A 23,803-nucleotide genomic window follows, 5' to 3' on the forward strand; every position below is an offset into this window, starting at 1 on the left:
TGGCGAATTCATTGGCTAACGATGCTCAATAGGGAAGATAGAAGGCTGGCACCTAAACTGGCCTTTGATAATGTAGAAAGGCTTATTTTGGAAAATTACATTAAAAAAGAAGAAGCCAGAGACATTACAAGACTATATCCTTCGACTGGCCAAGTTAGGTGGATACTTAGCTAGGTCAAATGACCCACCTCCAGGTAATACAGTCATTTGGCGTGGTCTTAATAGACTATATGAGCTGAAGGCAGGCTTTGAACTCGCCCAAAATTGTGGGTAATTTAATGCCAAGGATGGTGGGAATGCAGTTTATGCATAATGACATGGATGTCATATAGTAGAGCAATGCAGGAGCTATTGCCGAGGAGCATTTAACTGCAACCCCAGTCACATATTAATATCCACTCATTCCCACAAGATTTTTTGTTCGAGGTGTGCATTAGTAAGTTCTTATGCATGTTGTTCCAAAGAGTAATGTACTAAAAAGTGAATAGTTACTAGTTTTCTAACAATTGATATACAAAGCTTAATACAATCTAAAGTTATGGCGGTGTCTCCAGTATAGCTTTGGCTTTCAGTGTAAATGGGGGTAAGGGTTTTAATAAGGTAACTGACCATCATAGCTATTTTTATTCGTCTATCAAACTAATGTGTTATAAAATAGTCGACTCACATAGGGCTGGCCAGGTGGGTTGTGAAAGAGAAAAAGCGAATAACACTAGCAGAAATAGCGAAAAAAGCTGGTGTATCAAAATCTACAGTTAGTTTCATTCTTAATGGAAAGGCTGAAGCACTAAGAATTAGCGAAACCACCCGTAAAAAAGTGTTAGCGATAGTTGAAGAGTATAACTATCGTCCAAGCATTCATGCGCGTTCATTAAAGTCCAAGCGTAGTTATACCATAGGTTTGGTCATACCCGATCTAACAAACTTAGGCTTTGCCTCAATAGCTAAAGAACTTGAAAAGCACTGCCGAGAAGATGGTTTACAGTTGCTTATTGCTTGTTCAGAAGATGATCAAAGTTTAGAAAAAAAAGTCGTAACTCACCTTGTTGAACGACAGGTAGATGCTCTCATTGTGGGCTCTGCTATGACCAATGATCAGTTTTATATAAAACTCACAAATCAATTGCCAGTTATCCAGTTAGACAGACAGATCGGCAACTCAAGCTTACCACTTGTATGTTCAGATGCCTGTAATGCAACTGCGGATGTAGTAACGAAGCTAATATCAAATACGAGACAAGAATGCTACTTTTTTGGTGGTCAGTTAGAACTGTCGCCAAGTAAACAACGACTTGATGGCTATAAATTAGGACTAAAAAGAGCAAGCTTAATACTCAGACCTGGCTGGATTAAGCATGCAGATTATCAGCCTCAATCAGGCTATAAAATGATGGATGAATGTATAAAAGAATTAGGACGTCCACCTTATAGCTTATTCACTGCATCCTATACCATACTTGAAGGGGTTTTGCGTTATTTACGTGATCACCAATTACTCGATTTTGATATAAGAATAGCAACGTTTGATGACTACCATATACTTGATTGTTTGCCCATTGATATAGATTCAGTAGCACAAGACTGTACTTCTCTTGCTTATACCGCCTATACAATTACAAAAAACTTGCTAGATGGTAAAGAAACAAGTCAGACTCAGTTTACTATACCGGCTAAAATCTGTTGGCGATCCAGGTAAGTATACCAAAAAAGAGTGGTATATTTGAACACAAATAAAGAAATATAATACACTTTTATGAATGTAAATAAGCTGTCTGTACTCATTATTGATGATCAACAAGAATATCAAACTCAAATCAAAAATATATTAAATAAGCTTTCTATAACCAATATTACTGTATGTGAAAATGGCAATATTGGTCTTTCATTACTTCGAAATAAATTTTTTAAGTTTGATCTTGCAATTACAGACTGGTGCATGCCTCTCTATAGTAGAAGAACAATTGAAAGGTTACAAAAGCAATTGTACCGCGACAGCGAATTAAGAGAACTACCGATTAAAAATGGTATTGACTTTTGCCACTATGTGAGAAATGACACAGCTTTATATGAAATGAGGTTAATACTTTGCTCAGCTTGTCTTGATGTTGAAAAACAGCAAGGCTTTATTAAGTCTGGTGTTGTTGATGCTTGTTTGAAGCAGCCTCCAAGTTTAGAGGAAATTAAGTACTGCTTGTCTAAGTGGTATAGTTTATGATTTTTACACAAACTATTACATTTTGTAAATTTAAACTTATTAGAATAGAATACTTTTAAAAGAAAAGTGAGATTTATAGATGAAGTTTACTGATAATTTGAATTTAGATGAGATATTCCACTGTGCACTTTCTGCGAGTGAGCAAGGAGATCATGCTCAAGCAATAATACTATTGAAAGAATGTATTCAAAAAGAAGAACGTGCAGTTTATTATTATATGTTGGCGGCTGAACACGCTGAAATAGGACTATATCAATATGCAATTGAGGAAATGAAAATTGCATTAGAAAAAGATCCTAACTTATGGATAGCAAAGTTTCAGTTAAGCTTGTTATATTTGACTATATCAGAAATTGAAGAAGCAGCTACTGTGTGGCTTGAATTGAAAGAAAGTAATGCTACAGATTACTTAAAACTATTTGCTGAGGGTCTCTTACTATTACAGGAAGAAAATATTAGCTTAGGGATAGAAAAATTAGAATTAGGAATAGAAGCTAATAATGAAAATAAACCTTTAAATGGTGATATTGAGAATATAATACGAACAGTTACTGAAAATAACATAAGAGAAGAACAGCAGAATCTTAAAGAAGAAAGTGAATTCTTACTGGAAAGTAAAGTAAATAAAGATAGTGCGATAAACAAGATATTTATATCGAAGTATCAGCAAGATAACAATGAAAATTGATAATAAGTTAGATAGTATATCTCGTATACTATCTAAACTAAGCAATCGAAAATCAAGTGGAACTGATCATTTTTCGGCTAAAATTGAGCAAGAAGAGTCAATAAATGAAGTATTAGCATCAAAGTTTTCAAAAACAAATCTGAATGAATTATCTGATAAAGAACTCTGTAGACAGCTTGTGACAGTATTGTTATTAGAAAAACTAGGCGCAGATTGTGTTTCGGAAGGAATGATTAGTAATGTCACAAAAAAATTCTTTGAAATAATCGATACACATAGTAGTTTTATAGAGCTGAGAAAAATTTTACAAAGCTTATAATTATAAAAGTAACTTTTACACAAATGTGTATTTGTTAGGCGATAAAAATTTTGAGCGGATCTCACATATTGCGATATTATGTAATTGTGAGACTCTAGCTTTGGAATAGCTTAAAGTATCAGCAATTTCTTGAAAAGACTCATCAAGTAAGTAGTGATGAATAATAATATGCTTTAATATTTCATCTAAAGATTCAATTGCACGATAGATAGATACCGCTAGAGGTGCATCTATTTTACTTGTATTATTGATACTGTTTTCACTTGATACTATAAAACACTCAAAGTCATTTGATAAAAAATATTTGATTCCTAAGTCTATAGTAATATTAATAATTGTTTCAAGGTTTAATTTAACAATAGATTGTGACATTGCATTATTATGCTGACTTTCAAGCTTTCTTTTCCAGTGATAGTAATTTGAAAACTCAGAAAATGTATGTGCAGAATTCAAAATTGAACCTTTAATTCTTAAAGATGCATAAATATCAAAGTTAGAGCCTTTATCTATATTATAGTTTTTAATACTTTCTATAAGGCCTACAAATCCATATTGAATACAGTCATCCAAAGATATCCCTGAAATAAAGACTTTTTTATAATAGATATTTGCAATTTTATTTACGAGAGGGGTATATATTTCAATGAGCTTATCAAAGTTTTCTTTACAAGTATCTTGCTTATATTTCCTCCAAAAAAAATCAATATTTTTTGAGTCTTTAGTCGTCATGAGAATAGACTAAAGCCTCTAAAAAAAACTACCAACGAGAGCGTAAGTGATTAATGACCAACCATCGATTAATACAAAAACTAAGAGTTTTATTGGTAAAGATATCATCATGGGAGGTAACATAATCATACCAACTGACATCAATGTACTTGAAATTAATAGATCTATAAGTAAAAAGGGAAGAAATATGATAAAGCCTATTTGAAAAGCTGTTTGTAGCTCGCTTAATAAAAAAGCTGGCACTAATGAAATTAAATCAACACTTTGTACAGAGTTTGGCATTTCGCTACCAGATAGCTCAAGAATCATTGCTAGATCTTGCTCTCTGGTATGTTTAAGCAGAAATTGCTTTATAGGTTGAGATGCAATTTCTGCTGCCTGAATAGAAGTAATTTCTCCATTTTTTAAAGGTTGGAGTGCTTGATTATTTACTTGCTGCCAAACAGGTTGCATTGTATAAAATGTTAAAAATAATGCTAATGCTATTAATACATTATTTGGAGGAGTTTGCTGGAGACCTAAAGCATGACGCATCATTGATAAGACAATAATTATTCTGGTGAAAGACGTCAGCATCATTAATAAGGCTGGTGCTAAGCTTAAAACCGTGAGTAATAAAATTACTTGAAGTGGTGAAGAAAGATCACTACTTGTATTGTCAAAGCCGATAGATAATCCAGAGATATTAACAACTTCTGAGCTGCTAGCAATTGGAACAATACTTAATAAGATTAAAAGGATGAATATCTTTTTAATCATGATGTCTGATCACTTATAGACTGAGATGATTGGGAGAGAGGTACTATTTGATTATAATTACTATTATGGGAAACAATAAAGTGCTGGTTTTCTATCTTAATAATAGTTATAGTATTTTTATAGTCTAGTTTCTTTTGATCAATGATTTTAAAATCAAAAGTACTTTGATTATTATTTTTTAGTAAAATTTTATTTTTATAAAAGATGAGAATTCCTGCTATTAATAAAATGGCACCAATAGTTACACTATACTGCGTAAGCTTATAGTTTTCAGTTACTGACTCACTCTTAAAAACAATTTTTTCATTGTTTTCTGGTATTTTATCTACTGTGGCAAAAACCGTAGTAGATAAAGAGTACAGTAAAGCCAAAACGTACAAGCTTTTCATAAAGTATTCTCAAGAATATTAATAATACGGATACCAAAGTTATTATTTACAACAACAAGTTCTCCTGTTGCGATGGTATGTCCATTAACCTTGAGCTCTAAAGGCTGATCAATTAATGTATCAAGTGTAACTACATCATTTTTTTTCAGTTCAAAAAAATCTGAAACAGACATTTCAGCAGAACCTAGCTCTGCTTCGATTGAAATATTTAAGCTTTCAATAATTGATGGCTGAATTCTATCAAAAAGAGACTCTTTGGGCGAAGGAGTATCATTATTTGTATAACTTACTTTAGATAAATCAATAGATTCATGCTTCATGGGTAACCTCGGAATAACTATAAAATTTTGTCAACAATGTAAACAGCTTTATTATCTTTATCACTACATGGTTTGCATGTAAAAACTTCTTTTTTCTCATGAGATTTGAGAAAAAGGGTATTGCCAGATACAGTATCTAATGAGATTACATCACCAGTACGTAAGCTATTTAGTTCTTTGACTGTTAAAGAAATAGAATCACATGTAGCTTTCAATATTATAGTTTTATCTGAGATAGTATTAAGTCTACTTGTTAGTTGAGCTTTATTATCTTTTATTACTGGTAGCTTTAAAATTGGTTTAATAAACGAAGAAGGGAGGAGTAAAGAAAAATAATTATTTTCCGATATAAAAAATTTGATAGTTAACCACCCACTGCCAAACTTCAGAATATTTGATTGGTCAACATCGATATCACTCAGTGAGCTAACCTTTAAAACAGTTAATAAGTCTGAAAGACACTCATTAAGGATTGATTGACAGAGAGGGTGTGTAAGTTGATCATTGGAACATTCATCTTCAAACAGAGAGCTGTATAATACTTTATTCCAGTTATCAAAACCGTAAAAAGGAATGTTAAACTTATTATTTATTTCATTTTTTTTATCAAGTAATAAGCTCTCTGTTGGTATATCTACTGCTAATGATGAATCACATGAAATAAACCACTTTTTAACCCATTTTGAATAAAGAGAGTTAAAGTGACTCACTAGTGAAAATAAATGTTCATTACTATAGAGTGTTAGAGGATAAATCAATGCTATTTTCCTCGAGCACTGTTATAAAGTTCTTCAATCATTTTATTAGTTACACTAAGTACTTGAGAGCTAGCTTGGTAACCTCTTTGCACTATAATAATTTCAGAAAACTCATGTGACATATTAACGTTTGATTTTTCGATGGAGCCACCCTTTATTGTGCCAAACATTTTTTGGCCACCATGACCATATATGATTTCAGATCTCTCTTGATAGACAAAAATACTATTACCAACAGAGGTTAAATATTGATCATTAGGTAAATTTGCTAATAGTACATGTAAAGTATCTTGCTTATCACCGTTTGTGTATTCAACAGACAGTTTACCTGTATGGTCAAATGATAAACCTTTCAACTGACCTGCTTCTCTTCCATCTTCAGCATTGAATGCGACAGATGAATTAGCTGAAGAATAGCCTGTTAAGTTAGCGAAAGTACCAGACTGACCTATATTTAGTTTAATTGATTGGTTGTCATCAATTTTGACTGATAAGTTAGCACTATCCGCATGCGGGGAGCCGTTACCGTTAAACTTTATCGTATGAGTTGCAAGTGTTTCAGTTTCAGATTTTTTTACTGCTACAGTCCACTCATTACCCGTTTTTTTCGTAAAGCTAAAGTAAAGTGTATGTTTCTCTCCAAGCTTATTAAAATAAACGGCTTCTAGTTTTTCTTCACCCTCTGCAGGAACTTTTGTTCCTGTTGCAGCACCTGCATTCAAGTTACCTTTGAGTTGGATGCTTGTAGTTGATTGAGGTGAACTAATATTATAGTGATTTAGATTGAAGTTTTGAATATTTCCATCACGAATACCTAATACTTTATATCCTGTAGACTTATCAACTAACTGCCATTGATCAAACTCAAACTGCCCTGCACGAGTAAAGTATTCACGCTCTCCATCAGTTAGCACAAACCAGCCTTTACCATCGATGGCTAAGTGAGAGTCCTGACCTGTACGACTAATATCACCTTGAGTTAGTTTTAAGGTTTCTCCTGTGTAATGAACTCCACCACCTTTGTTCTGGTCTGATAGCATATCTCGGAAGTGAACAGAAGTGCCCTTAAAACCAGGTGTGTTGATATTAGCAACATTATGGCTAAGATTATTTAAAGAGTGGGAAAAGCTTTGTAACCCAGAAAAACTTTTATAAAGAATACTTAAAGTTGACATTGCTTGGTTATCACCGAACAATTGAAATCATTGATGGTTTGATATCAGGAACAAGCTCACCATCTTCTTTTTTGATGGTGAGAAGTGGAGTATTTTGTACAAAGCGTAACGTGGTTACCTCACCTACATGTTTTTGATTATCAAATACGGCTTCGACTGTTTTTCCAATTAAACCAATAGATTGCGTATTAGCAGAAAGTTGGGTAAGTTCAGTTAAGGTATCTCTTGTTGATCGCTCTAACTCAAGTTGTGAAAACTGAGCCATTTGTGCCATGAACTCACGGTTATCTACAGGATTTAGTGGATCCTGGTAATTTAGCTGAGTAATGAAGACATTGAGAAACTCTTCAACACTAATAGTATTATTTTGTACAGACTGATTGGTTGAGTTTACTTGTCCTACTGCATCTATAGTCATGGTGTATGTACTGCCAGTTTTTCTTTATACTTTTCACGAATATATTATTAGCGAGGCTATACCTTTGATTTAGGTATATACTTCGTTATATGGAAATAGTTGTATTGACACCATTGATTACAACAGAGTCAATCTTTACATTAAGCTCTTTGCTCAAAGACTTAATCTTCGAAATAAGTTTCTTTTTGTCTTGGGACTCTTGAGATACATAATTTCTTATATACAGCTTTAACTTACCGTCGCTATCATATAAAAGTTTTGCGCTTTCAACAGGCAACAGTCTTGACATTGTTTCAGAAAGCTTTGTTGTTACTCTTGTTTTGCTCTTTGAAACGAATATATCTGCATCTTTTACAGTCAGTAAGCCTGTTTCGGCTTTGCCGTCTGACATAAGGTTTTTCTGTCCACTATTATAACAGTCAATATGTTTATTAGATAGTGGAACATCTATCTGAGTTTTACTAACAACAAAACCTGTATTTATATTATTACGTACTATTTTAGATTCAAGATTTGCTTGGTGAAGAGCTGCGTTTATATGTTTGCTACTAAGAGATTCTTTTGATAGACGACGGCTTTGATCGTTTACAGAAGATTTATTTACAAACTGTAAAGTTTCCTCCCATTGTTGTAGCACTTTTTGCTTTTTATTCTTTTCTTGGGTGTTTGAGTGACATGTCTTAAGCAGGTTAAAACTATTGTGTATTGTGGCTTTCACTGTTACTTACTTACATAAAAGGATTGAGTAATATAAAGTTCCAAATTTTCTTCGATATCTTTGATTTCTAAAAAAAGCTGATTCTCTTTCATAGAGTTTGCAAGCTTTTCAGTCAGTTTAGTTTTGGTATGTAGCTCTTTGCAAAGTATTTGATGAGTAGATCTATAATCATTATTAAGCTTATCTTTGATTGATATGAGCTGTTCTGACTTTAGAGAAAGTTTATGGTAGTAGCCAAGCAACTGTTCATGCTTATCTGCTTGATAATGCTTAGGGCTTGTTAAGATGCTATTTAGCATATTCTCTAGTAATGTTATTTGATCTTGATTGGTTTTAAGTTGAGAACTATTTGATTTCAACATCCTAGAAAGATGATCAAGTAACTGTACATAACCCTGAGTACGCTCTGAGCACTTTAAAAGTAAGTACTTTATAAATGTAATTTTTTTACTTGATATTAGCTTCATTAATAGGACTATCAGTTTATAAGTAGTTGCTAATACGCTTGAGTACTTCGACTCTTACTGCATGTTTATCTGTATAGAGTATGGGTTCAAGTTTCTTGTATAAAGAGATAGTATGATCATGTTCTTGATTTTTACCTTTTTCATAAGCACCTAGCTCTATCATCTCACGAATTTGGTTGTATTCAGCCAATGATTTTCTAAAACGATTGATGATATTTTGCTCGTAATCTGATGTGAGCCGGTTATAAAGTCGACTTACACTTTGCATTAGGTCAATTGAGGGATAAAGGTTTCGATTAGCCGTTTCTCTGGAAAGTGTTATATGACCATCAAGTATTGAGCGAACATGATCAGCAACAGGTTCATTATGATCATCTCCCTCTACAAGAACACTGAATATACATGTAATCGAGCCTTGTTTTTTAAAGTTTCCTGCGCGCTCAGCGAGCCTGGCTATCGTTGCGAAAGATGAAGGAGTATATCCTCTGGATGTCGGTGGTTCACCTACTATAAGTCCTAGTTCTCTTTGTGCCATTGCGAGGCGTGTAATAGAGTCCATCGCAAGTAAGACATCTTTGCCTTTTTTACAAAAGTATTCTGCTATAGACATGGCCGTATTTGCAGCCATAATCTTCATTATGGGGGGCTCATCTGCGGTTGCAACAACTATAATTGCGCGTTTTCGTTGTTCTTCAGTTAAAGTGTGAAAGATAAATTCATTGACCTCTCGTCCGCGCTCACCAATTAAAGCTATAACGATGATATCTGCAAGCTGAGTTTGGGTGATTTTCCCCAATAAGGTGCTTTTTCCAACACCACTGCCAGCAAACAAACCTATACGCTGTCCTTTACCAAGGGGTAAAAAAATATCGATTAAGGGAATACCTGTTTCTAAGCGCTCACCGATTAACTGTCGGTGTAAAGGATTTTGAGCAGCACCTTCGAGGCTGATATTTTCTCCAATATCAACTTTTTCAGAACCATCAAGCGGTTCACCAATGCCATTTATAGAACAGCCAATTAATGAATTGCTGAGTGTTATTGATGGAAACTTCCCTTGAGCAATAACACGGCTACCCAGCCGAATACCGGTAGTTTGACCAAACGGCATTAATGTGAGTTTACCATTATTAAATCCAATAACCTGGGCCGAAATAGGCTGTTGGTTATGATTGGTGATAGTGCATAGCTCACCCAGTGCGGCATCAGGACCATCACTTTCAATAGCATAGCCACGTGCTTGGGAAACAAGGCCTATTGGGGTAATTATTGAGGCTCTTGTTACGACTGACTCAAATTGTTCTATTAGACTAGTGAGCATTTCTACTTGTCATCGAATAAAAAAGAAATACTTTCAAGTAAACTGGATAACTGATTACTTAGTTGAGCATCCCATCCTTGATATTGACTCTTTAGAATACAGCCACCAGCCTGTATTGAGTCATCAACAGCAAATGTCAGTTTAACTGGCTTGGCTTTAGCTTGTATTTCGGGAGTACAAAGTTTGATTCTGTTGTAATCATACTTATGTAAATAGATAACAAGTTCGTGTTGATTATCAACAGTTTGTACGGCTTGGCTAATGAGTGCAACAATGGTTTCTGACTTCGTGTAAGCTTCTCCCAAAATTTTGGTTAACGAAGATTGAAGCATCGTGAATAAAGCATACTTATGACTTTCGATTTCTTTTAAAACTTTTTGCTTTAATAAGGTACAACATTCATTCAACGAATCATTGAGGTCACTGAATTCTTGTTTTGACTTCTTAAGACCTTCTTCAAAACCTGCTTTATAGCCTTCACGTCGCGCATTTTGGTATTGGCTTTCAGTTGTTTCAGATAGATCTTTTTGTACCTCTGCTAGCTTGTTTTGAAGAGCTGTATTTTCAGATCTTAGCTGATCAATAAGCTTGTGTAGCTTATTCATGTGCTCATGATGTTCTTCTAAAGAAATTTGACTGTTGTCGCCATTGGCTAAGCTATGGGCTTCCTCACTTGACTTTCTTATCAGTTCATCACGAAAAATTTTTGTCATGAAGAGACCTCAGTTTTTACTAACGTATCTTCAATAAGTCTGTTAAGCGCTTCTTGTGTATGCTTTGTAATCTTTCCATTAGCCTCAGCATAACCGTTTACTTTATCGACTGCATAGTTATATAAAAAGGGTGGTAAGCCTTCGAATGCTGTCATGCATTTATTTTGAACACAGCTTTCTCTTTGTACATTGTTGTTTTTAGGAAGATAGTTGTTGCTACTAGCGGTATCACTCAAAGTAAATGCTGAAGTGGCTTGATTTATTAGCTCATTAGTCTCGTCAAAAGACAGATTTGCATATTTTGCTTTGCTAACAGTCTTTAAAATAGACTTAATCCGGACACGCTGTTTTTTTTCGAGCTTACGTAGTATCCAGTAACGATCAAGCCAGCTTAACTGAGCCAGCTTAAGTGCAACTATTTTCTCAGAAGGCAGTTCATCGTTCATTTGAATCCACCTTTAGCCAATCCTTTACTTCAAGTAGTAATTGCTGTCTTTCGTCTTTTGTAAGTCGCTCAGGTTTTTTCTTCCTAATGGTAAGTAAAACGATTAGAAATAGGGTAATACCGGTTAGTGAAAAAACAAGGGATACGACTTCTTTCTTTTCAAGAACTTTATCAGCCAGGGTTTGAAAGAACGTATTTTCGGAATTAGGTGTATCAAAAATAGGCTGTGGATTATATTCATCGTTATTTGCTTTTGACTCAGGTAGTTGCAATGCAGGGATAACGCTAACTGAAATGCTGTCACCGCGGCCAGGTTGTAAACCAACAGATTTGGAAATTAAATCTGTAAGCTTATTTTGATCTGTGTTGCTTATCTCAGATGATAATAATACTGCTACCGTAATAGATTTTATTGTACCTGCAGGCTGCTTTTTTGTTCTTGTTTCTTTCGAGAACACATACTCTCTTCTTATATGTTCATCTGTGAGTCTGTCAGTTAAAGCCATATCATTTTGCTTATCTTTAGCAAATTGATACTTTTTATCCTCTACTGTTTGTCTAACGATTACTTTGCCATTTTCACGCACAGGAATGGAATGTTCTTGATGGATTGACTCACTGACCTGATTTAATGCAATATCAATATTAACGGTGTACTGACTGTTAGCGACAATTCTTCTTAATAAACGCTCTACTTTCTTTTGATAGAATAGCTCTAAATCTCTTTTTTGATTTATAGCGCTAAAAGCAGAAAATTTACTAGCGTCAGTAGATAGTTGTTGTCCATTTTGATCTATGATTGTAACCTGGTTAGACAATAGGTTTGGCACTGCTGATGCTACAAGAGTACGTAAACCTTCGATTTGCAAAGGACTGAGTTTTTTACCAGGGTGTAACGCTAATGTAACCGAAGCTTTTGCTTTAGACGAGTTTGCTCTAAATGCTCTGGTTTCAGGTAACACTATATGAACTCTTGAAAATCTTACTTCTTCAAGTGTATTGATGGTTCGAACAAGCTCTCCTTGAAGTGCGCGCTGATAATTGATTTTCTGTGCAAATTTAGAAATTCCATAGTCTGCTTGGTCGAATAACTCAAGCCCTGGTAGTTGATTTTGCTCTAACCCACTATTAGCAATTGCTAAGCGAGCTTTGTGTAGCTGATCAGGATCAACATATAAGCTATTCTGATCATCAATCGTATAATCGATACCTGAACGATTTAACTCTTTAACTATCAGGCTTTGCTCTTGTTGTGATAAGTTACTGAAGAGTAATGAGTAGTTTTGAGAAAACAACAAAAATAAAGATATTGCAGCAAGCAAAAGAATTGCTACTACAAGTAAAATAAATGAAATTCGATTCTTTTGGCTAATGCTATGCCAGATATTCATAAAAGTATTCATCAGTTTAAACTTGTAGACGCATAATTTCTTGCAACCCTTCAATACACTTATTTCTGACCTGAATTGCCAGGTTCAGATTACGGGAAGCTTTATCTATTTGCTGCATAACTTGATGCAAATTTTCGATCTCACCTGAGGCCATTTTTAAAGCGCTAGATTCAGCTGTTTTATATTGCTGATCTAATGAGTTTATTTGCTGAATAATAGCATCAAAGCCACTGCCACTGATGGCTGTTTTAGGTTGAAGCTGGTTATAACTAATGCCATTAATTGCTTCTATTGATTCAATATTCACATGCTACCTTTCTAATACAAGTTGTGCCATTTTTTTACTAGCGTTGAAAACACTTAAGTTTGCTTCGTAAGCACGAGTAGCCATCATCATCTTCATCATCTGGTCGGCCATATTTATATTGGGTCTTTCAATAAAGCCATCGCTACTTGCTAAGGGATGCTTTGGATTGAATGTCTTAATTGGCTGTGTTTTTATTTCTTTTACCTGTGCTTGACCGATGCTAAATGGTTCTGATGAATTAGTGACTACAAGTTCTAGCGCCCTATAAGTTTCTCCAGGCCTTGCAACAGTATTTGCATGTGCAACATTTTGAGCAATTAGATTTAACTGCTGTTTTTGCAGTGACATACCTATTTCGCTTAATGCGAAGCTATCCATTATGACTTACCTTCCTTTATTGCCAGTGTTAGCATGTTATTTAATTTACTTTTGGCTGTAAGAATTGCTTGATAATGAATGACATTTTTAGATAACTTTGCAAGTTCTTTTTCAAGCTCTATTTTGCTAGCGGTAGAGTCTGATTGTATGTTGTGCTCTGGAACCCACTGCTTGATACTGTTAATCGCACTTTGTGAAGAGTGAGAGTTATCTAAGCTATTGATTAGCGCTGTAAAATTATTATTTGTCTTGATAGTTTTTGCTTTATAGCCTTGAGTATCTACATTAGCAATATTATTTGCAATTAACTTATGCTCCAGCAGCGTTCCTTCTAAAAACTTATTAAGAAGGCTTACTGTCGATGTTTCTAGTAATAGGCTCATAAAATATATGCTCCGCTATTTTATGATAAGTTCTGCATGTAAAGCGCCGGAAGATTTTATTGCTTGCAAGATAGATATTAAGTCCCGTGTACTCACACGTATCTTGCGTAATGCTGTCACTAAATTACCTACGGTTGTTCCAGATGGCATTGAAATGGCAGTAACAACATCTTCTTTCACTTCAATTTGGATATCGGGCACAACAGTGGTATTAATGCCAGATGATGAGTTGATGTTGGCTTGAATATTTATATTAGGTTGTGAAGTAACATAATCAGTAGTAATTGATAGTTCGATATTACCATGAGAAACCGTAATACTATCGATTATAACATCACTTCCTGACACAACTGTACCCGTTCGTTCATTGATGATTATTTTAGCCACATTATCAGGAATAATTGTCAAATGCTCTATTGTCGCTATTAAGTCAACATAATCATATTGGCTGTTTTGACGTAGAACAATCTTACCAGGACTTACTGCGCTGACATGTACACCTTTTAACTTTTGTTTTAGTTTCTGCTTTATTCTGGCTGCGGTTGTAAAGTCAGGCTCTTTTAGTAAAAGTGTAATGTCGCCATTATGATTTACAATGTTATTTGTTATGGCTTTTTCAACGCTGAGTCCATCAGGAATACTTGCGACAGTAGGATGATTTTTTTGGATTATATTGCCGTATAGGTCGTACTTAAATCCACCTACGGAAACAGGGCCTTGTGCTAAACCATATATCTTACCATCCGCTCCTCTTAGCGGGGCAAGTAATAAGGTACCTCCCACCAGGCTTCTTGCATCTCCTAAAGATGCAATATTAACATCAAGTTTATCACCTTTATTGGCAAATGCAGGGAGTTTGGCTGTTACCATAACGGCTGCAACATTACGACTACTGATATCTGAGTCGGAAACACGAATACCAAACCTAAGTAATGCATTTGAGATAGAATGAACCGTAGCTTGACTGCGTCTACTATCACCAGTACCTGCTAATCCAACTACAATGCCGTAGCCTGTTAAGGCATTTTCTCGCACACCTTCTATTCGAACCAGATTTTTTAGTTGAATGGGGGTTGCATGTGCTGCTAATGCGAAAAGCATTGTCAAAATTACTACAAGCTGCTTCATTTAAAAGCCTAACCAAGAAAAAAATCGAGTAAAAAAGCTGGGTTCATCATTGTCAAAGCCAGTATACTCAATATCAGCCTGACTAATTCTAGTCGATAAGATATTGTTGTTTGAATCTATATGTTCTGGTCTAATCCAGCCCTTCACAGATATAAACTGCTCTTCACCATCAATCAATATTTTTTGTTTGCCTTCAAGTCTTAATCTACCTAGCCGGTCTTTTTCAATTATATCGACTGTTATTTGGGCTTGTAGCTTGCCATAACGCGTTGCTGAGTCTGTACCATTATATCCAAAGTTAAGCCCAAGACTGCCTTTTTCTTCTCGCGTAGAAGTTGAAAACTTACCACCTACATTTACACTTTGATCATTATTACTTTGGTTATTTGTTGCTGCGGAAGATTTTTCAACTACCAAAACGGTAACACTGTCACCTACTTTTTTAGCAATAGGATCTTCGACTAACGACTGATAGGTGTCTTCAGAATAAAGAGATGTAGCGTTGGCTTGGCTGCAAAAAATACAGCAAGCTAGCAGTGTAAGTTTAAACTTTCTCATTTTAATTAATTACATGAATCATGTTGGTGTTGATTACTATACCATAAAAATTTTCACCTGAACTCAAAGATTGCACTTTAATACGTTGGTTGATATTGCCATCTTGGAGTGCTTTTACATAGGTTTTGATAGTTATGCCACTATGCGTTGTTTTTGCAAGGGTTACCGCATTTTTTTCAACCGCTGGTAATTCTTCTAAGTGAGTTGTAAGTAAAACGGTGCCTGCAGGTAAGCTACGCTTATAACGATATTTAAGAAGCTTAGGGTTTTTAACTAATTTTGCTACAGGTGTTTTTGCAATATCAACGATTTGTCGAGAAACCTGAGACTGATGAAAATGATTATTGGCCTGTTGAGTTTGAGATAAAACCCAAGCATGCTGCTTTAACGTTACACTAAACCAGATAGGAACTGTTTTACTGTTTTTACTTGTTTTGATAGTTGCCCATACGCAAGTACGTTTCAAAAACTGGTTATCAAGGTTGCGTTTAAAGCTTAAAGTATAGTTTTGTTCACTTACATAGACATCAGGTATATCACTTACTAATTCAATAACAATATCTTCTGCAAGTGGTACTAACTGATTGTGCAAAAAACGTTTAGCTTGTAACGCTAGTTCATTTATGGCTACTGAATAACCTTTCCGAGTCACTTTTACTGTATCGTAACTTTGTATTTGAAAGTCTTTTAGCACTAATGCCAAGTTACGCTCTAATTTACTTTTAGTGAGTACTGTGTATTGTGCAGGTTTTAATCCCAAGATAATTTGTTGATTTAAGACTTTGTCAATTTTTGTGGATGACTCTGTCGTTGATATAAGCTTTACAATTGATTTCAGCTTTGGGTTTGACTCATTTACAATCACTGCAGGAGGTAGTTGGAACAACGTACCTCCCAAAGCACTTATGGGAAGAATAGGTAGTATCAGTAGATTGATAATAATGGCTGATAATAACGTATTCTTAAGCATTTTTTTATGATCTTAAGCTATTTGTTATTCTCATGATGTCATCTGCTGCACGGATAATCTGCGCTTTCACTTCATAGCCGCGTTGCGCCAAAGTAAGTTGCATTAATTCTTCTGTGAGATCCACATTGGATGATTCCAAAAAACCTTGTTGGATTTTTCCTGCACCATTTTCGCCTGCAGAGAGATAGAATGGCGTTCCTGACTGTTCATTAGCGAGGTATATGCTGTTACCAACAGTCTCTAGTGCTTCAGGGTTAGCAAACTTGACCACCTGTATTGAACCAAGCGGTATATTTTCATAGCCAACTTGTGCACTGACTTCACCTAACTCATTGATTGTTAGCGACTTGGCATCTGTCGGTATTTGAATTCTATCCGCAAGTAAATTACCTTGCTGATTAACTAAAAAACCATCTTGATCTAATCTAAATGAGCCATTACGTGTGTAAGCTAATTCACCACTGGTTAACTCGACTTCAAAAAAACCATCACCCGCAATAGCCACATCAAGATTACGATTTGTAGGCTTTAGATCACCACTATCAAACTGTACCGAAGCTTGGTTAAAAGTTACACCTGCACCCTGACGAATTGTTTGGTGAGAATTGTGATCAACCTGTTGAACCTGCATCACTTCGTTAAATGATAGGCGTCCTTTCTTATATGCCGTTGTATTTAAGTTTGCCAGGTTATTTGCAATAACATCCAAAGCTTTTTGCTCTGCATGCATACCACTGGCAGCAATATGTATTGCATCAATCATTACTTTATGCCTAATAAAAAACTTTAATTAAAAGTTAACTAATTAAAAGTCACCTAACTCAGAAATCGTTTTTTCCAATAAGCTGTTATAGCCATTGGCTACCTGAAAAACTGACTCATAATGTCTACTTAACGTGATAAGATTTACCATTTCATCCATGGCAACAGCATTAGAAGACTCTAAATGGTGTTGAAGTATGTCTTTATCTTGTTGTTGTATTGGGGTGGTATTTTCATAAAGAAATAAACCGTTTCCCAAATACTGCTTGCCGCTTAATTCAGCACTCACTACTTGAATCGAATCTTTAACAACATTGTCCTGAATAATGTTACCTTGTTGATCAACACTAAAGCTTTTTGGTTCTAATAGGATATCACCACTTTGTCCTTGAAGACGTTCACCAGATGATAACGTCAAGTAGCCTTCTTTACTAACTTCTAGCTCACCACGACGAGTCAAGTAAGTTTGTCCTTGGTGTTTAACGACAAAAAATCCACTGCCTTTTAACGCAATGTCTTTATAACGATTCGTTCGTTGAAGGCTACCAGTAGATAAATCGATTGATGAAGTGTTCTCTGATGCAATACCCTTGTTGACATTCATCCATCTTTTATAAGCATTGGTATTTGTGTTGGCCAGGTTATGAGTAATATTGTTTAATGATTGCAGATCCTGACTAGCAGATATATTTAAAACACTCATTAAGTCTGACATGTATAAACCTTTAGCATAACTAGACATTCAAAATGCTGAATGAAATTACCAATAATTAATTAGCTCTTTTCGATTCTTGGATATCTACTGTTGAAAAAGATGTTATTGCAATAACTGGAGGTATTTCTTGTATTGAGAGTATTGTTAAATGCTTAAGCGTTCTCTCTGTTACTAACTTTAAGTGTGGTCGTAAGGCTGCAGAGCATAATAACACGGGTTTTAAATTATTCATGGCCATTTGTTCTGCAGTATTAGCTATTGCTATAACAAGTCTTTCTGTTAACAATGGATCAAGGTGAATATTGGTTGTCTGGTCTGTTGCAGGCTGTAGTTGCGAGACAAGTTGTTGTTCAAGCTTTGGTGACAATGACATTACGTGAAGGGTATTACTATCATCCAATAACATCTCGCAAATACTTCTTCCCATATTTTGTCTAACAGACTCACTCAAAAAAACAGGGTCTTTTGTTGTTTTACCGTGATCGGCCAGTGCTTCTAGAATATGCTCTATATTTCTGATACTTACACTTTCTTTAACAAGACGTTGTAACACCTTTTGGATGTCTGTCAGTGTCAACATGTTTGGAATAACCTCTTCATATAAAGAGGTATGATGTTGTTTTATAGGTATCAAAAGCTTTTCAACTTCACTTCGTGTTAGCAGCTCATCCGCATGTCTTCTTATAACTTCACAAAAATGTGTGAAAACAACTGTTGTTGCATCAACAACTGTACACATTTGCTGTTTTGCAATGCTTGTTTGATCTTGGGTAATCCATACAGCAGGTAGTTGGTAAGAAGGGTCTTTGTCTTTTATACCTTCCAGTGCTATATCTGACTGAGTTGAAATAGCTAAATACCGATCTAAATAACAGTTGCTGCTATCGACTCTTGAGCCATGAATACGAATTTCATAGTGATTATCGGCGAGCTTACTATCAGCAATCATTTTTACTTTAGGAATAACCAAGCCGCTTTCTAAGGCATACTGTTTTCTGAAAGACTTAATTTTTTCAGAGAGTAGACTGTTTTCTTCACCAAACCGGTTAGCAAGGTCTTTACCCAATGATAACTCTATGGGACTAATAGTTAACTGGTTGTATAATGATTCGCCTTCACTTTCCTGAAGATCTTGTTGGCTTGTGTCTTCTTCTATGTCAGCACGGCGGTGAGCCATAATAGCTTTATATGTCAATAAACTGACTACAAGCAGGACAGCAAAGACAGGAAGCCAAGGAATACCTTTGGTAAACATAATACACAGTAATGCGACAGCAACCAGTATTAAGCTTTTTGGATAACGAGTTACTTGTCGGCTAACTTCTTGACCAAGAAAGGAGTCACTTGCAGCACGAGTAACAATAATGCCCGTACCTGTTGAAAGAATTAATGCAGGTATTTGGGTTACCAGTCCATCGCCCACAGTCATTAAAGTATAAGTATGCAGTGCAGTAGACCAAGATAAACCATTCTGCCCAATACCTACTGATAGACCGCCTATAATATCAATCAGAACGATGATAATCCCGGCTATCGCATCTCCTTTGACAAACTTACTAGCACCATCCATTGCACCATAAAAGTTTGCTTCTCTTTCTAGGTCAGAACGTTTTTTTCTCGCTTCTTGTTCATTGATAATACCCATGTTGAGCTCAGCATCAATGCTCATCTGTTTGCCTGGCAAACTATCAAGGGTAAAGCGAGCAGCCACTTCTGCAACGCGTTGAGCACCATTAGTGACTACAACATATTGGACAACGATTAGAATAAAAAATATAACAAGGCCAATAATATAGTTGCCCCCAACTACGTATTCACCAACAGCGTTTATAACTTGTCCGGCATCACCATCACTTAAAATAAGGCGAGTCGCAGAAATGTTTAGTGCTAACCTGAATAGGGTAGCAATGAGTAGTAACGATGGAAATGTAGAAAAGTCAACAGGGCGATCGATATAAAAGGTGACTAATAAAATAAGCAGGGCAAAACTAAAGTTTGTAATTAGTAGTATATCCAGAACAACAGCGGGCACTGGAGTAAAAAGTACGAGAAGGATGCCAACAACAGCAACCACAAGCAGTAGCTCACTCTGTGAGCCTAGCAAATCTTTAATTGTTATTGACTTCATTCGTTGTATTCAGTCTTGGTAAGAGAGTTTCTTTGCTGATAAATTTTATGGAGTATAATGGCTATATCTAAAAATGTTGACTCTGGTATTGTGCTGTTAATGACCGCTTTTTTGTATAATGCTCTTGCAAGAGTGGGTTTTTCAATAATAGGGACACTCGCTTTTGCTGCTTCATAACGAATTTGCTTTGCAAGATTATCAGCTCCCATTGCAACGACTTTAGGGGCATCCATTTTATTACGTTGATAGCTGATTGCAACTGCTATGTGAGTTGGATTTGTAATCACTACATCGCTGTTTTTGACATTATTGAGTCCGTCAGTTTGTTGACGAAGTTTGTTTTGAAGTTCTTTACGTTTTTGTTTGATTAAGGGATCGCCTTCGCGCCGCTTATATTCATCCTTAACTTCTTGTTTGGTCATTTTGAGTTGCTTTATGTACTGCTTTCTCGTGAATAAATAATCAAGTATAGATAAAGCTAAAAGTAGACTTATGACTGTAATACATAGTTTAGAAAGTATATGAAGTATTGATATCATCCCTTGATATAATTCTTGTTGATGCAACCTAATAACAGCGCTAACAATTTCTTCATGATACAAGTAAAGAATTGTAACCAGAATAGCTATCTTGATGACTGATTTTAAAAGATCAAATAAGCTTTTTATGGAGAATAGTTTTTTGAAGCCTTTAATTGGATTGATTTTTTGTATATCCCACTTTAAGGGAGCTGAAGAAAATATTATTCCAGTTTGTAAAACGTTACCCAGTATACCTGCCACCACAGCAATAGCGCTTAATGAAAAAAGCATACTACAGGTCATCGTGAATGAGTCTTTTATAGCGTCGAAAATAGTCTTTTTGTCTGCGGCAAACTCTGTTAGGTCTAATGTTGCCTGGGTCGACTTAGCTATCTCTATAATACTATTAATACCATAACCACTAACGACTAAGACAAACACTGTTATCACAGTTAAACCTGTGACTTCCATGCTTTTAGCAAGTTGGCCTTTTTTCCTGGCTTCCTGAAGACGAAACTGGGTAGGCTGTTCTGTTTTTTCAGAAGTATTACTCGACATAGAGTTTAGAACTGCCTTTTAATTAAGTACTGACTGCCAGTAGTCAATGAGTGAACCTAATATGTCGATATTGAGGTTCGTAAATGATGGTAGCAGACAAATGAGCAACAATAGTCCTAGTAAAATTTTGATTGGCAGGGTGAGAAAATATACGTTAAGTTGAGGCATTGTTTTTGACAATAAACCAAACATTATATCGCCAATAAAAACGAGTGCAATAACAGGTGCGGCTAACCTTATACCAAATAAGAATACATTGGGTAAGAACTGGATGGCGTGAGCTATATTTACCTCATAAAATTGGAGAGGATTTAGTTTTTGTAAAGAAAAAACTAACATATATAAAAGATTATGATGCTGATTAGTAAAAAAGAATACAGATAGAACCAAGAGTCTAAGTAATTGTGTAGTAAAACCAGACATTGATTGTGAATGTGGATCAAATGCGGCCATTGCATTAATACCTGTTTGAGTATCAATAACCCGACCAGCAAGGTTAATAGCACCAAAAACAAAATATATACCTGTTGCTAACAGCATACCCAGTATTACTTCTTTAACCATAAGAAGGATAAGATGTATTATATCTGGCTGGCCCAATCCAACAGATTGATCAACAAATGGTAATAAAATAAGTCCAAGAGTAATCGAGAGTGTACCTTTAATTAACCAAGGTAGCTTGATTCCCCCAGCCTGAAATAACGCAAATAATACGATTCCAATCCTTGTTGTTGTCAGTAACAGTGCATATAACCATGTAACATCAAAGTTAATTACCATCTTTTATGAGTATCGTATTTAGCCCTTAGCCTATGTAATTCGGTATTTCACTAAATAATGCAGTAGCGTAACTTGATATCGTTGTTAGAATCCATGGCCCAAAAATAAAAAGGACACCTAAGATAGCCAACATTTTAGGTACAAACGTCAGTGTCATTTCTTGTATCTGTGTGATTACTTGAAAAATACTGATGATTAAGCCAACAACTAAGCTGGTGATCAAAACAGGTGCAGCTACTTTTGCAGTATTCCAAAGCATGCTATCTAATAACGAGTTCGCTACATCAAGATTCATTTTAAGTCGTGATTTATACTATGATTTAACTAGGCTTACACCCAACATACAATGGTTGGGTGATGTAAATTTTTAAGGATAAAGTGGGCTTGATACTTTAGTGCTTTTCTTGACGATTGATATTTTTTTTCAGAACAGACCCAACGGTAACTTGCTCGGTAATAGAAATATTCATTAATTGTTGGAATACATCTTGTGCTTCTTCAGGGCTTAAGCGGGCAAGAATTAAGTATTTTGCGTAAAGGCCAGCAAGTGAGTCGGTATTCAGTAGTAATGCTTTACGGTAGTAAGCTTTAGCTTCGTCAAAGCGATTTTGAAAACAGAGTACGATAGCCATCATACCTTGTGACTCAGAAAACGCAGGTGCGATAGCTAATCCTTCTAGGGCTGCTTGCTCTGCTTCATCTAGCTGATTATTGATCAGCAAACACCATGTTAGTGTATTCCAGCTTCCTGGATGATTAGGCATATACTGCGTTGTTTTGCGAAGAGCAGATATAGCACTATTAAGGTCGTTTTGTTGCATACAAATAAGCCCAGTGCCAAGCCAAGCTCTTCCACTTTTAGGCTTCAATTTTAGTATTTGGCTAAACGTAGTTTGGGCACTTGATAAGTTATCCACTGATAAAAGCTGGAACCCTTTTACTATACTTGCTTCAAGTTGTTTAGGGTCAATAGCTAACGCGCTGTCAGCAAGGGTATGTGCTTTATCAAAGTCTTCAATATCCCAGTATAACAGTGCCAAGTAGCCTATACATTCAGCACTCGTTTTGTACTCTTCCAAAAGCGCTATTGCTTTTTGTACTTCTCCTAAATTATGTAATGCCCTGGCAAATAATAAACGTGTAGGGATACCCATTTGCTCTACAGGCATTACTTGCAGAGTATTAAAAGCATTATCATATTGGTTGAGGCGCAGGTAAGCTAAGGCCAGTAAATAAATAACAGCCTCTTCGTAAACTCCAGTATGATGTTGCAGTAGAGCCACAACCTCTTCATCATTGCCTTGATAAGATGCAAGCGCTGATTTTGCAATTGATAAGTGAATGTCTTCATTAGCAGTGTAATGACTTATGACTTCATGCGCTTTATGAGGGGTATTTGCTTCCAGGTAAAGCTCCACCAACTTGCGAATAATAAGCGTATTACTTGGATCATAAGACAAGTATCCAATGTATTGCTTAATAGCATCTTGAAGAGAGTCGGTCATGTTTGGTTACTGCTCGTGGAGCTAAGTGTTAGTAAGAGGATAAGCAAACAGTCTAAGTTCACCTACTCTTTTAGAAGCTGTCTTTAATAGAAGCTGTCAATATAATCTAAACGTAATATGTGCAGTTTTTATCATAAGAATGTTGATATTTCAAACAAAAGCTCCATAGAAGATATTAATTAACTTTGCCAGACAGATACAAATTACTGCTTACTTATTTAAATACTGTGTTGATGAGTAGCAATGGACTTACGGGGCAAGCTAGCACAAATAAAAAAGTTATTG

30 protein-coding genes are annotated in these 23,803 nt (G+C 35.5%); 4 read left to right on the forward strand and 26 right to left on the reverse strand.

Annotation, left to right across the window (positions count from 1 at the left end; all coding sequences use genetic code 11):
- The first annotated feature begins 688 nt into the window (after positions 1–688).
- The 4 genes from F607_RS0106760 to F607_RS0106775 all read left to right on the forward strand — a co-directional run bounded on the left by F607_RS0106760 (position 689) and on the right by F607_RS0106775 (position 3,222).
- Positions 689–1,696 carry a LacI family DNA-binding transcriptional regulator gene (locus F607_RS0106760; protein WP_027707483.1) on the forward strand — a complete coding sequence of 336 codons (1,008 nt, stop codon included), beginning with the start codon at positions 689–691 and terminating at the stop codon, positions 1,694–1,696.
- A 57-nt stretch (positions 1,697–1,753) separates the two neighbouring features.
- Positions 1,754–2,215 (forward strand): response regulator, encoded by a 462-nt coding sequence (locus F607_RS32585; RefSeq protein ID WP_027707484.1) that lies wholly within the window; start codon positions 1,754–1,756, stop codon positions 2,213–2,215.
- 79 nt (positions 2,216–2,294) lie between these two features.
- Positions 2,295–2,903 (forward strand): tetratricopeptide repeat protein, encoded by a 609-nt coding sequence (locus F607_RS0106770; RefSeq protein ID WP_027707485.1) that lies wholly within the window; start codon positions 2,295–2,297, stop codon positions 2,901–2,903.
- Positions 2,893–3,222 carry a hypothetical protein gene (locus F607_RS0106775; protein ID WP_027707486.1) on the forward strand — a complete coding sequence of 110 codons (330 nt, stop codon included), beginning with the start codon at positions 2,893–2,895 and terminating at the stop codon, positions 3,220–3,222. The genes F607_RS0106770 and F607_RS0106775 overlap by 11 nt, the downstream gene beginning before the upstream one ends.
- A gap of 15 nt (positions 3,223–3,237) precedes the next feature.
- On the opposite strand, the gene F607_RS0106780 is transcribed toward F607_RS0106775, so the two are convergent.
- From F607_RS0106780 to F607_RS0106905, 26 genes are all read right to left on the reverse strand, one after another.
- Positions 3,238–3,951, reverse strand: coding sequence for a sigma-70 family RNA polymerase sigma factor (locus F607_RS0106780; RefSeq protein ID WP_027707487.1), 714 nt, complete (start codon positions 3,949–3,951; stop codon positions 3,238–3,240).
- 18 nt (positions 3,952–3,969) lie between these two features.
- Entirely contained in the window at positions 3,970–4,710 is a 741-nt protein-coding gene (gene fliP / locus F607_RS0106785; RefSeq protein WP_027707488.1) for a flagellar type III secretion system pore protein FliP, read from the reverse strand.
- On the reverse strand, positions 4,707–5,099 hold the full coding sequence (locus F607_RS0106790) for a hypothetical protein (protein ID WP_027707489.1): 393 nt from the start codon (positions 5,097–5,099) through the stop codon (positions 4,707–4,709). Before F607_RS0106790 ends, fliP begins: the two co-directional genes overlap by 4 nt.
- A complete protein-coding gene (locus tag F607_RS28480; protein ID WP_051311025.1) occupies positions 5,096–5,419 on the reverse strand; it encodes a FliM/FliN family flagellar motor switch protein in 324 nt (107 codons plus the stop codon). The genes F607_RS0106790 and F607_RS28480 overlap by 4 nt, the downstream gene beginning before the upstream one ends.
- Before the next feature lie 17 nt (positions 5,420–5,436).
- Positions 5,437–6,177, reverse strand: a complete 741-nt coding sequence (locus tag F607_RS0106800) for a FliM/FliN family flagellar motor switch protein (RefSeq protein WP_027707490.1) — start codon at positions 6,175–6,177, stop codon at positions 5,437–5,439.
- Between the two features lie 2 nt (positions 6,178–6,179).
- Positions 6,180–7,352 carry a flagellar hook-basal body complex protein gene (locus F607_RS0106805; RefSeq protein ID WP_027707491.1) on the reverse strand — a complete coding sequence of 391 codons (1,173 nt, stop codon included), beginning with the start codon at positions 7,350–7,352 and terminating at the stop codon, positions 6,180–6,182.
- A 10-nt stretch (positions 7,353–7,362) separates the two neighbouring features.
- Positions 7,363–7,770, reverse strand: coding sequence for a flagellar hook assembly protein FlgD (locus F607_RS0106810; RefSeq protein ID WP_027707492.1), 408 nt, complete (start codon positions 7,768–7,770; stop codon positions 7,363–7,365).
- An 85-nt stretch (positions 7,771–7,855) separates the two neighbouring features.
- Positions 7,856–8,488, reverse strand: coding sequence for a hypothetical protein (locus tag F607_RS0106815; RefSeq protein WP_027707493.1), 633 nt, complete (start codon positions 8,486–8,488; stop codon positions 7,856–7,858).
- Between the two features lie 2 nt (positions 8,489–8,490).
- Entirely contained in the window at positions 8,491–8,955 is a 465-nt protein-coding gene (locus F607_RS0106820; RefSeq protein ID WP_027707494.1) for a hypothetical protein, read from the reverse strand.
- Positions 8,956–8,971: 16 nt separating this feature from the next.
- Positions 8,972–10,276 (reverse strand): FliI/YscN family ATPase, encoded by a 1,305-nt coding sequence (locus tag F607_RS28485; RefSeq protein WP_084611144.1) that lies wholly within the window; start codon positions 10,274–10,276, stop codon positions 8,972–8,974.
- 2 nt (positions 10,277–10,278) lie between these two features.
- The gene (locus tag F607_RS0106830; RefSeq protein WP_027707495.1) at positions 10,279–10,989 is read right to left on the reverse strand and encodes a FliH/SctL family protein; all 711 of its coding nucleotides are present in this window, start codon (positions 10,987–10,989) and stop codon (positions 10,279–10,281) included.
- Positions 10,986–11,435: a hypothetical protein gene (locus F607_RS0106835; RefSeq protein ID WP_027707496.1), complete on the reverse strand. Its 450-nt coding sequence runs from the start codon at positions 11,433–11,435 to the stop codon at positions 10,986–10,988. The genes F607_RS0106830 and F607_RS0106835 overlap by 4 nt, the downstream gene beginning before the upstream one ends.
- Complete coding sequence (gene fliF, locus F607_RS32590) at positions 11,425–12,837, reverse strand: flagellar basal-body MS-ring/collar protein FliF (RefSeq protein WP_027707497.1); 1,413 nt, start codon at positions 12,835–12,837, stop codon at positions 11,425–11,427. Before fliF ends, F607_RS0106835 begins: the two co-directional genes overlap by 11 nt.
- A 4-nt stretch (positions 12,838–12,841) precedes the next feature.
- Complete coding sequence (gene fliE, locus F607_RS28495) at positions 12,842–13,132, reverse strand: flagellar hook-basal body complex protein FliE (RefSeq protein ID WP_051311026.1); 291 nt, start codon at positions 13,130–13,132, stop codon at positions 12,842–12,844.
- A gap of 3 nt (positions 13,133–13,135) precedes the next feature.
- Complete coding sequence (locus tag F607_RS0106850; RefSeq protein ID WP_027707498.1) at positions 13,136–13,510, reverse strand: flagellar basal body rod protein FlgC; 375 nt, start codon at positions 13,508–13,510, stop codon at positions 13,136–13,138.
- Positions 13,510–13,893, reverse strand: coding sequence for a flagellar basal body rod protein FlgB (locus F607_RS0106855; RefSeq protein ID WP_027707499.1), 384 nt, complete (start codon positions 13,891–13,893; stop codon positions 13,510–13,512). The genes F607_RS0106850 and F607_RS0106855 overlap by 1 nt, the downstream gene beginning before the upstream one ends.
- Positions 13,894–13,908: 15 nt before the next feature.
- Positions 13,909–15,021: a flagellar basal body P-ring protein FlgI gene (locus F607_RS0106860; protein ID WP_027707500.1), complete on the reverse strand. Its 1,113-nt coding sequence runs from the start codon at positions 15,019–15,021 to the stop codon at positions 13,909–13,911.
- The gene (locus F607_RS28500; protein WP_051311027.1) at positions 15,022–15,579 is read right to left on the reverse strand and encodes a flagellar basal body L-ring protein FlgH; all 558 of its coding nucleotides are present in this window, start codon (positions 15,577–15,579) and stop codon (positions 15,022–15,024) included.
- 1 nt (position 15,580) lies between these two features.
- Positions 15,581–16,549: a flagellar basal body P-ring formation chaperone FlgA gene (gene flgA / locus F607_RS0106870; protein WP_027707501.1), complete on the reverse strand. Its 969-nt coding sequence runs from the start codon at positions 16,547–16,549 to the stop codon at positions 15,581–15,583.
- Positions 16,550–16,553: 4 nt separating this feature from the next.
- Entirely contained in the window at positions 16,554–17,312 is a 759-nt protein-coding gene (locus F607_RS0106875; RefSeq protein ID WP_027707502.1) for a flagellar hook-basal body protein, read from the reverse strand.
- A 42-nt stretch (positions 17,313–17,354) separates the two neighbouring features.
- On the reverse strand, positions 17,355–18,026 hold the full coding sequence (locus F607_RS0106880) for a flagellar hook-basal body complex protein (RefSeq protein WP_038290413.1): 672 nt from the start codon (positions 18,024–18,026) through the stop codon (positions 17,355–17,357).
- Positions 18,027–18,081: 55 nt separating this feature from the next.
- The gene (locus F607_RS0106885) at positions 18,082–20,154 is read right to left on the reverse strand and encodes a flagellar biosynthesis protein FlhA (protein WP_038290417.1); all 2,073 of its coding nucleotides are present in this window, start codon (positions 20,152–20,154) and stop codon (positions 18,082–18,084) included.
- Entirely contained in the window at positions 20,151–21,233 is a 1,083-nt protein-coding gene (locus F607_RS0106890) for an EscU/YscU/HrcU family type III secretion system export apparatus switch protein (RefSeq protein WP_027707505.1), read from the reverse strand. The genes F607_RS0106885 and F607_RS0106890 overlap by 4 nt, the downstream gene beginning before the upstream one ends.
- 18 nt (positions 21,234–21,251) lie before the next feature.
- Positions 21,252–22,013 carry a flagellar biosynthetic protein FliR gene (locus F607_RS0106895; RefSeq protein ID WP_027707506.1) on the reverse strand — a complete coding sequence of 254 codons (762 nt, stop codon included), beginning with the start codon at positions 22,011–22,013 and terminating at the stop codon, positions 21,252–21,254.
- A 25-nt stretch (positions 22,014–22,038) separates the two neighbouring features.
- Positions 22,039–22,308, reverse strand: a complete 270-nt coding sequence (gene fliQ, locus F607_RS0106900; protein ID WP_027707507.1) for a flagellar biosynthesis protein FliQ — start codon at positions 22,306–22,308, stop codon at positions 22,039–22,041.
- 97 nt (positions 22,309–22,405) lie between these two features.
- A complete protein-coding gene (locus F607_RS0106905) occupies positions 22,406–23,518 on the reverse strand; it encodes a tetratricopeptide repeat protein (protein ID WP_027707508.1) in 1,113 nt (370 codons plus the stop codon).
- Between the last annotated feature and the right edge of the window lie 285 nt (positions 23,519–23,803).

Source organism: Zooshikella ganghwensis DSM 15267, from assembly GCF_000428585.1.
GTDB lineage: Bacteria > Pseudomonadota > Gammaproteobacteria > Pseudomonadales > Zooshikellaceae > Zooshikella > Zooshikella ganghwensis.

Bases quoted from the DNA above. Each gene is read 5' to 3' on its own strand.
- fliF (WP_027707497.1), bottom strand. From the start codon at position 12,837: ATGAATACTTTTATGAATATCTGGCATAGCATTAGCCAAAAGAATCGA.
- F607_RS0106810 (WP_027707492.1), bottom strand. From the start codon at position 7,770: ATGACTATAGATGCAGTAGGACAAGTAAACTCAACCAATCAGTCTGTA.
- F607_RS28480 (WP_051311025.1), bottom strand. From the start codon at position 5,419: ATGAAGCATGAATCTATTGATTTATCTAAAGTAAGTTATACAAATAAT.
- F607_RS0106905 (WP_027707508.1), bottom strand. From the start codon at position 23,518: ATGACCGACTCTCTTCAAGATGCTATTAAGCAATACATTGGATACTTG.
- flgA (WP_027707501.1), bottom strand. From the start codon at position 16,549: ATGCTTAAGAATACGTTATTATCAGCCATTATTATCAATCTACTGATA.
- F607_RS0106860 (WP_027707500.1), bottom strand. From the start codon at position 15,021: ATGAAGCAGCTTGTAGTAATTTTGACAATGCTTTTCGCATTAGCAGCA.
- F607_RS0106890 (WP_027707505.1), bottom strand. From the start codon at position 21,233: ATGTCGAGTAATACTTCTGAAAAAACAGAACAGCCTACCCAGTTTCGT.
- F607_RS28500 (WP_051311027.1), bottom strand. From the start codon at position 15,579: ATGAGAAAGTTTAAACTTACACTGCTAGCTTGCTGTATTTTTTGCAGC.
- F607_RS0106850 (WP_027707498.1), bottom strand. From the start codon at position 13,510: ATGGATAGCTTCGCATTAAGCGAAATAGGTATGTCACTGCAAAAACAG.
- F607_RS0106820 (WP_027707494.1), bottom strand. From the start codon at position 8,955: ATGAAGCTAATATCAAGTAAAAAAATTACATTTATAAAGTACTTACTT.
- F607_RS0106830 (WP_027707495.1), bottom strand. From the start codon at position 10,989: ATGACAAAAATTTTTCGTGATGAACTGATAAGAAAGTCAAGTGAGGAA.
- fliP (WP_027707488.1), bottom strand. From the start codon at position 4,710: ATGATTAAAAAGATATTCATCCTTTTAATCTTATTAAGTATTGTTCCA.
- F607_RS0106885 (WP_038290417.1), bottom strand. From the start codon at position 20,154: ATGAAGTCAATAACAATTAAAGATTTGCTAGGCTCACAGAGTGAGCTA.
- F607_RS0106775 (WP_027707486.1), top strand. From the start codon at position 2,893: ATGAAAATTGATAATAAGTTAGATAGTATATCTCGTATACTATCTAAA.
- F607_RS0106805 (WP_027707491.1), bottom strand. From the start codon at position 7,352: ATGTCAACTTTAAGTATTCTTTATAAAAGTTTTTCTGGGTTACAAAGC.
- F607_RS0106875 (WP_027707502.1), bottom strand. From the start codon at position 17,312: ATGATTGATGCAATACATATTGCTGCCAGTGGTATGCATGCAGAGCAA.
- F607_RS0106880 (WP_038290413.1), bottom strand. From the start codon at position 18,026: ATGTCAGACTTAATGAGTGTTTTAAATATATCTGCTAGTCAGGATCTG.
- F607_RS0106790 (WP_027707489.1), bottom strand. From the start codon at position 5,099: ATGAAAAGCTTGTACGTTTTGGCTTTACTGTACTCTTTATCTACTACG.
- F607_RS0106770 (WP_027707485.1), top strand. From the start codon at position 2,295: ATGAAGTTTACTGATAATTTGAATTTAGATGAGATATTCCACTGTGCA.
- F607_RS0106855 (WP_027707499.1), bottom strand. From the start codon at position 13,893: ATGAGCCTATTACTAGAAACATCGACAGTAAGCCTTCTTAATAAGTTT.
- F607_RS0106780 (WP_027707487.1), bottom strand. From the start codon at position 3,951: ATGACGACTAAAGACTCAAAAAATATTGATTTTTTTTGGAGGAAATAT.
- F607_RS0106835 (WP_027707496.1), bottom strand. From the start codon at position 11,435: ATGAACGATGAACTGCCTTCTGAGAAAATAGTTGCACTTAAGCTGGCT.
- F607_RS28485 (WP_084611144.1), bottom strand. From the start codon at position 10,276: ATGCTCACTAGTCTAATAGAACAATTTGAGTCAGTCGTAACAAGAGCC.
- F607_RS0106895 (WP_027707506.1), bottom strand. From the start codon at position 22,013: ATGGTAATTAACTTTGATGTTACATGGTTATATGCACTGTTACTGACA.
- F607_RS32585 (WP_027707484.1), top strand. From the start codon at position 1,754: ATGAATGTAAATAAGCTGTCTGTACTCATTATTGATGATCAACAAGAA.
- fliQ (WP_027707507.1), bottom strand. From the start codon at position 22,308: ATGAATCTTGATGTAGCGAACTCGTTATTAGATAGCATGCTTTGGAAT.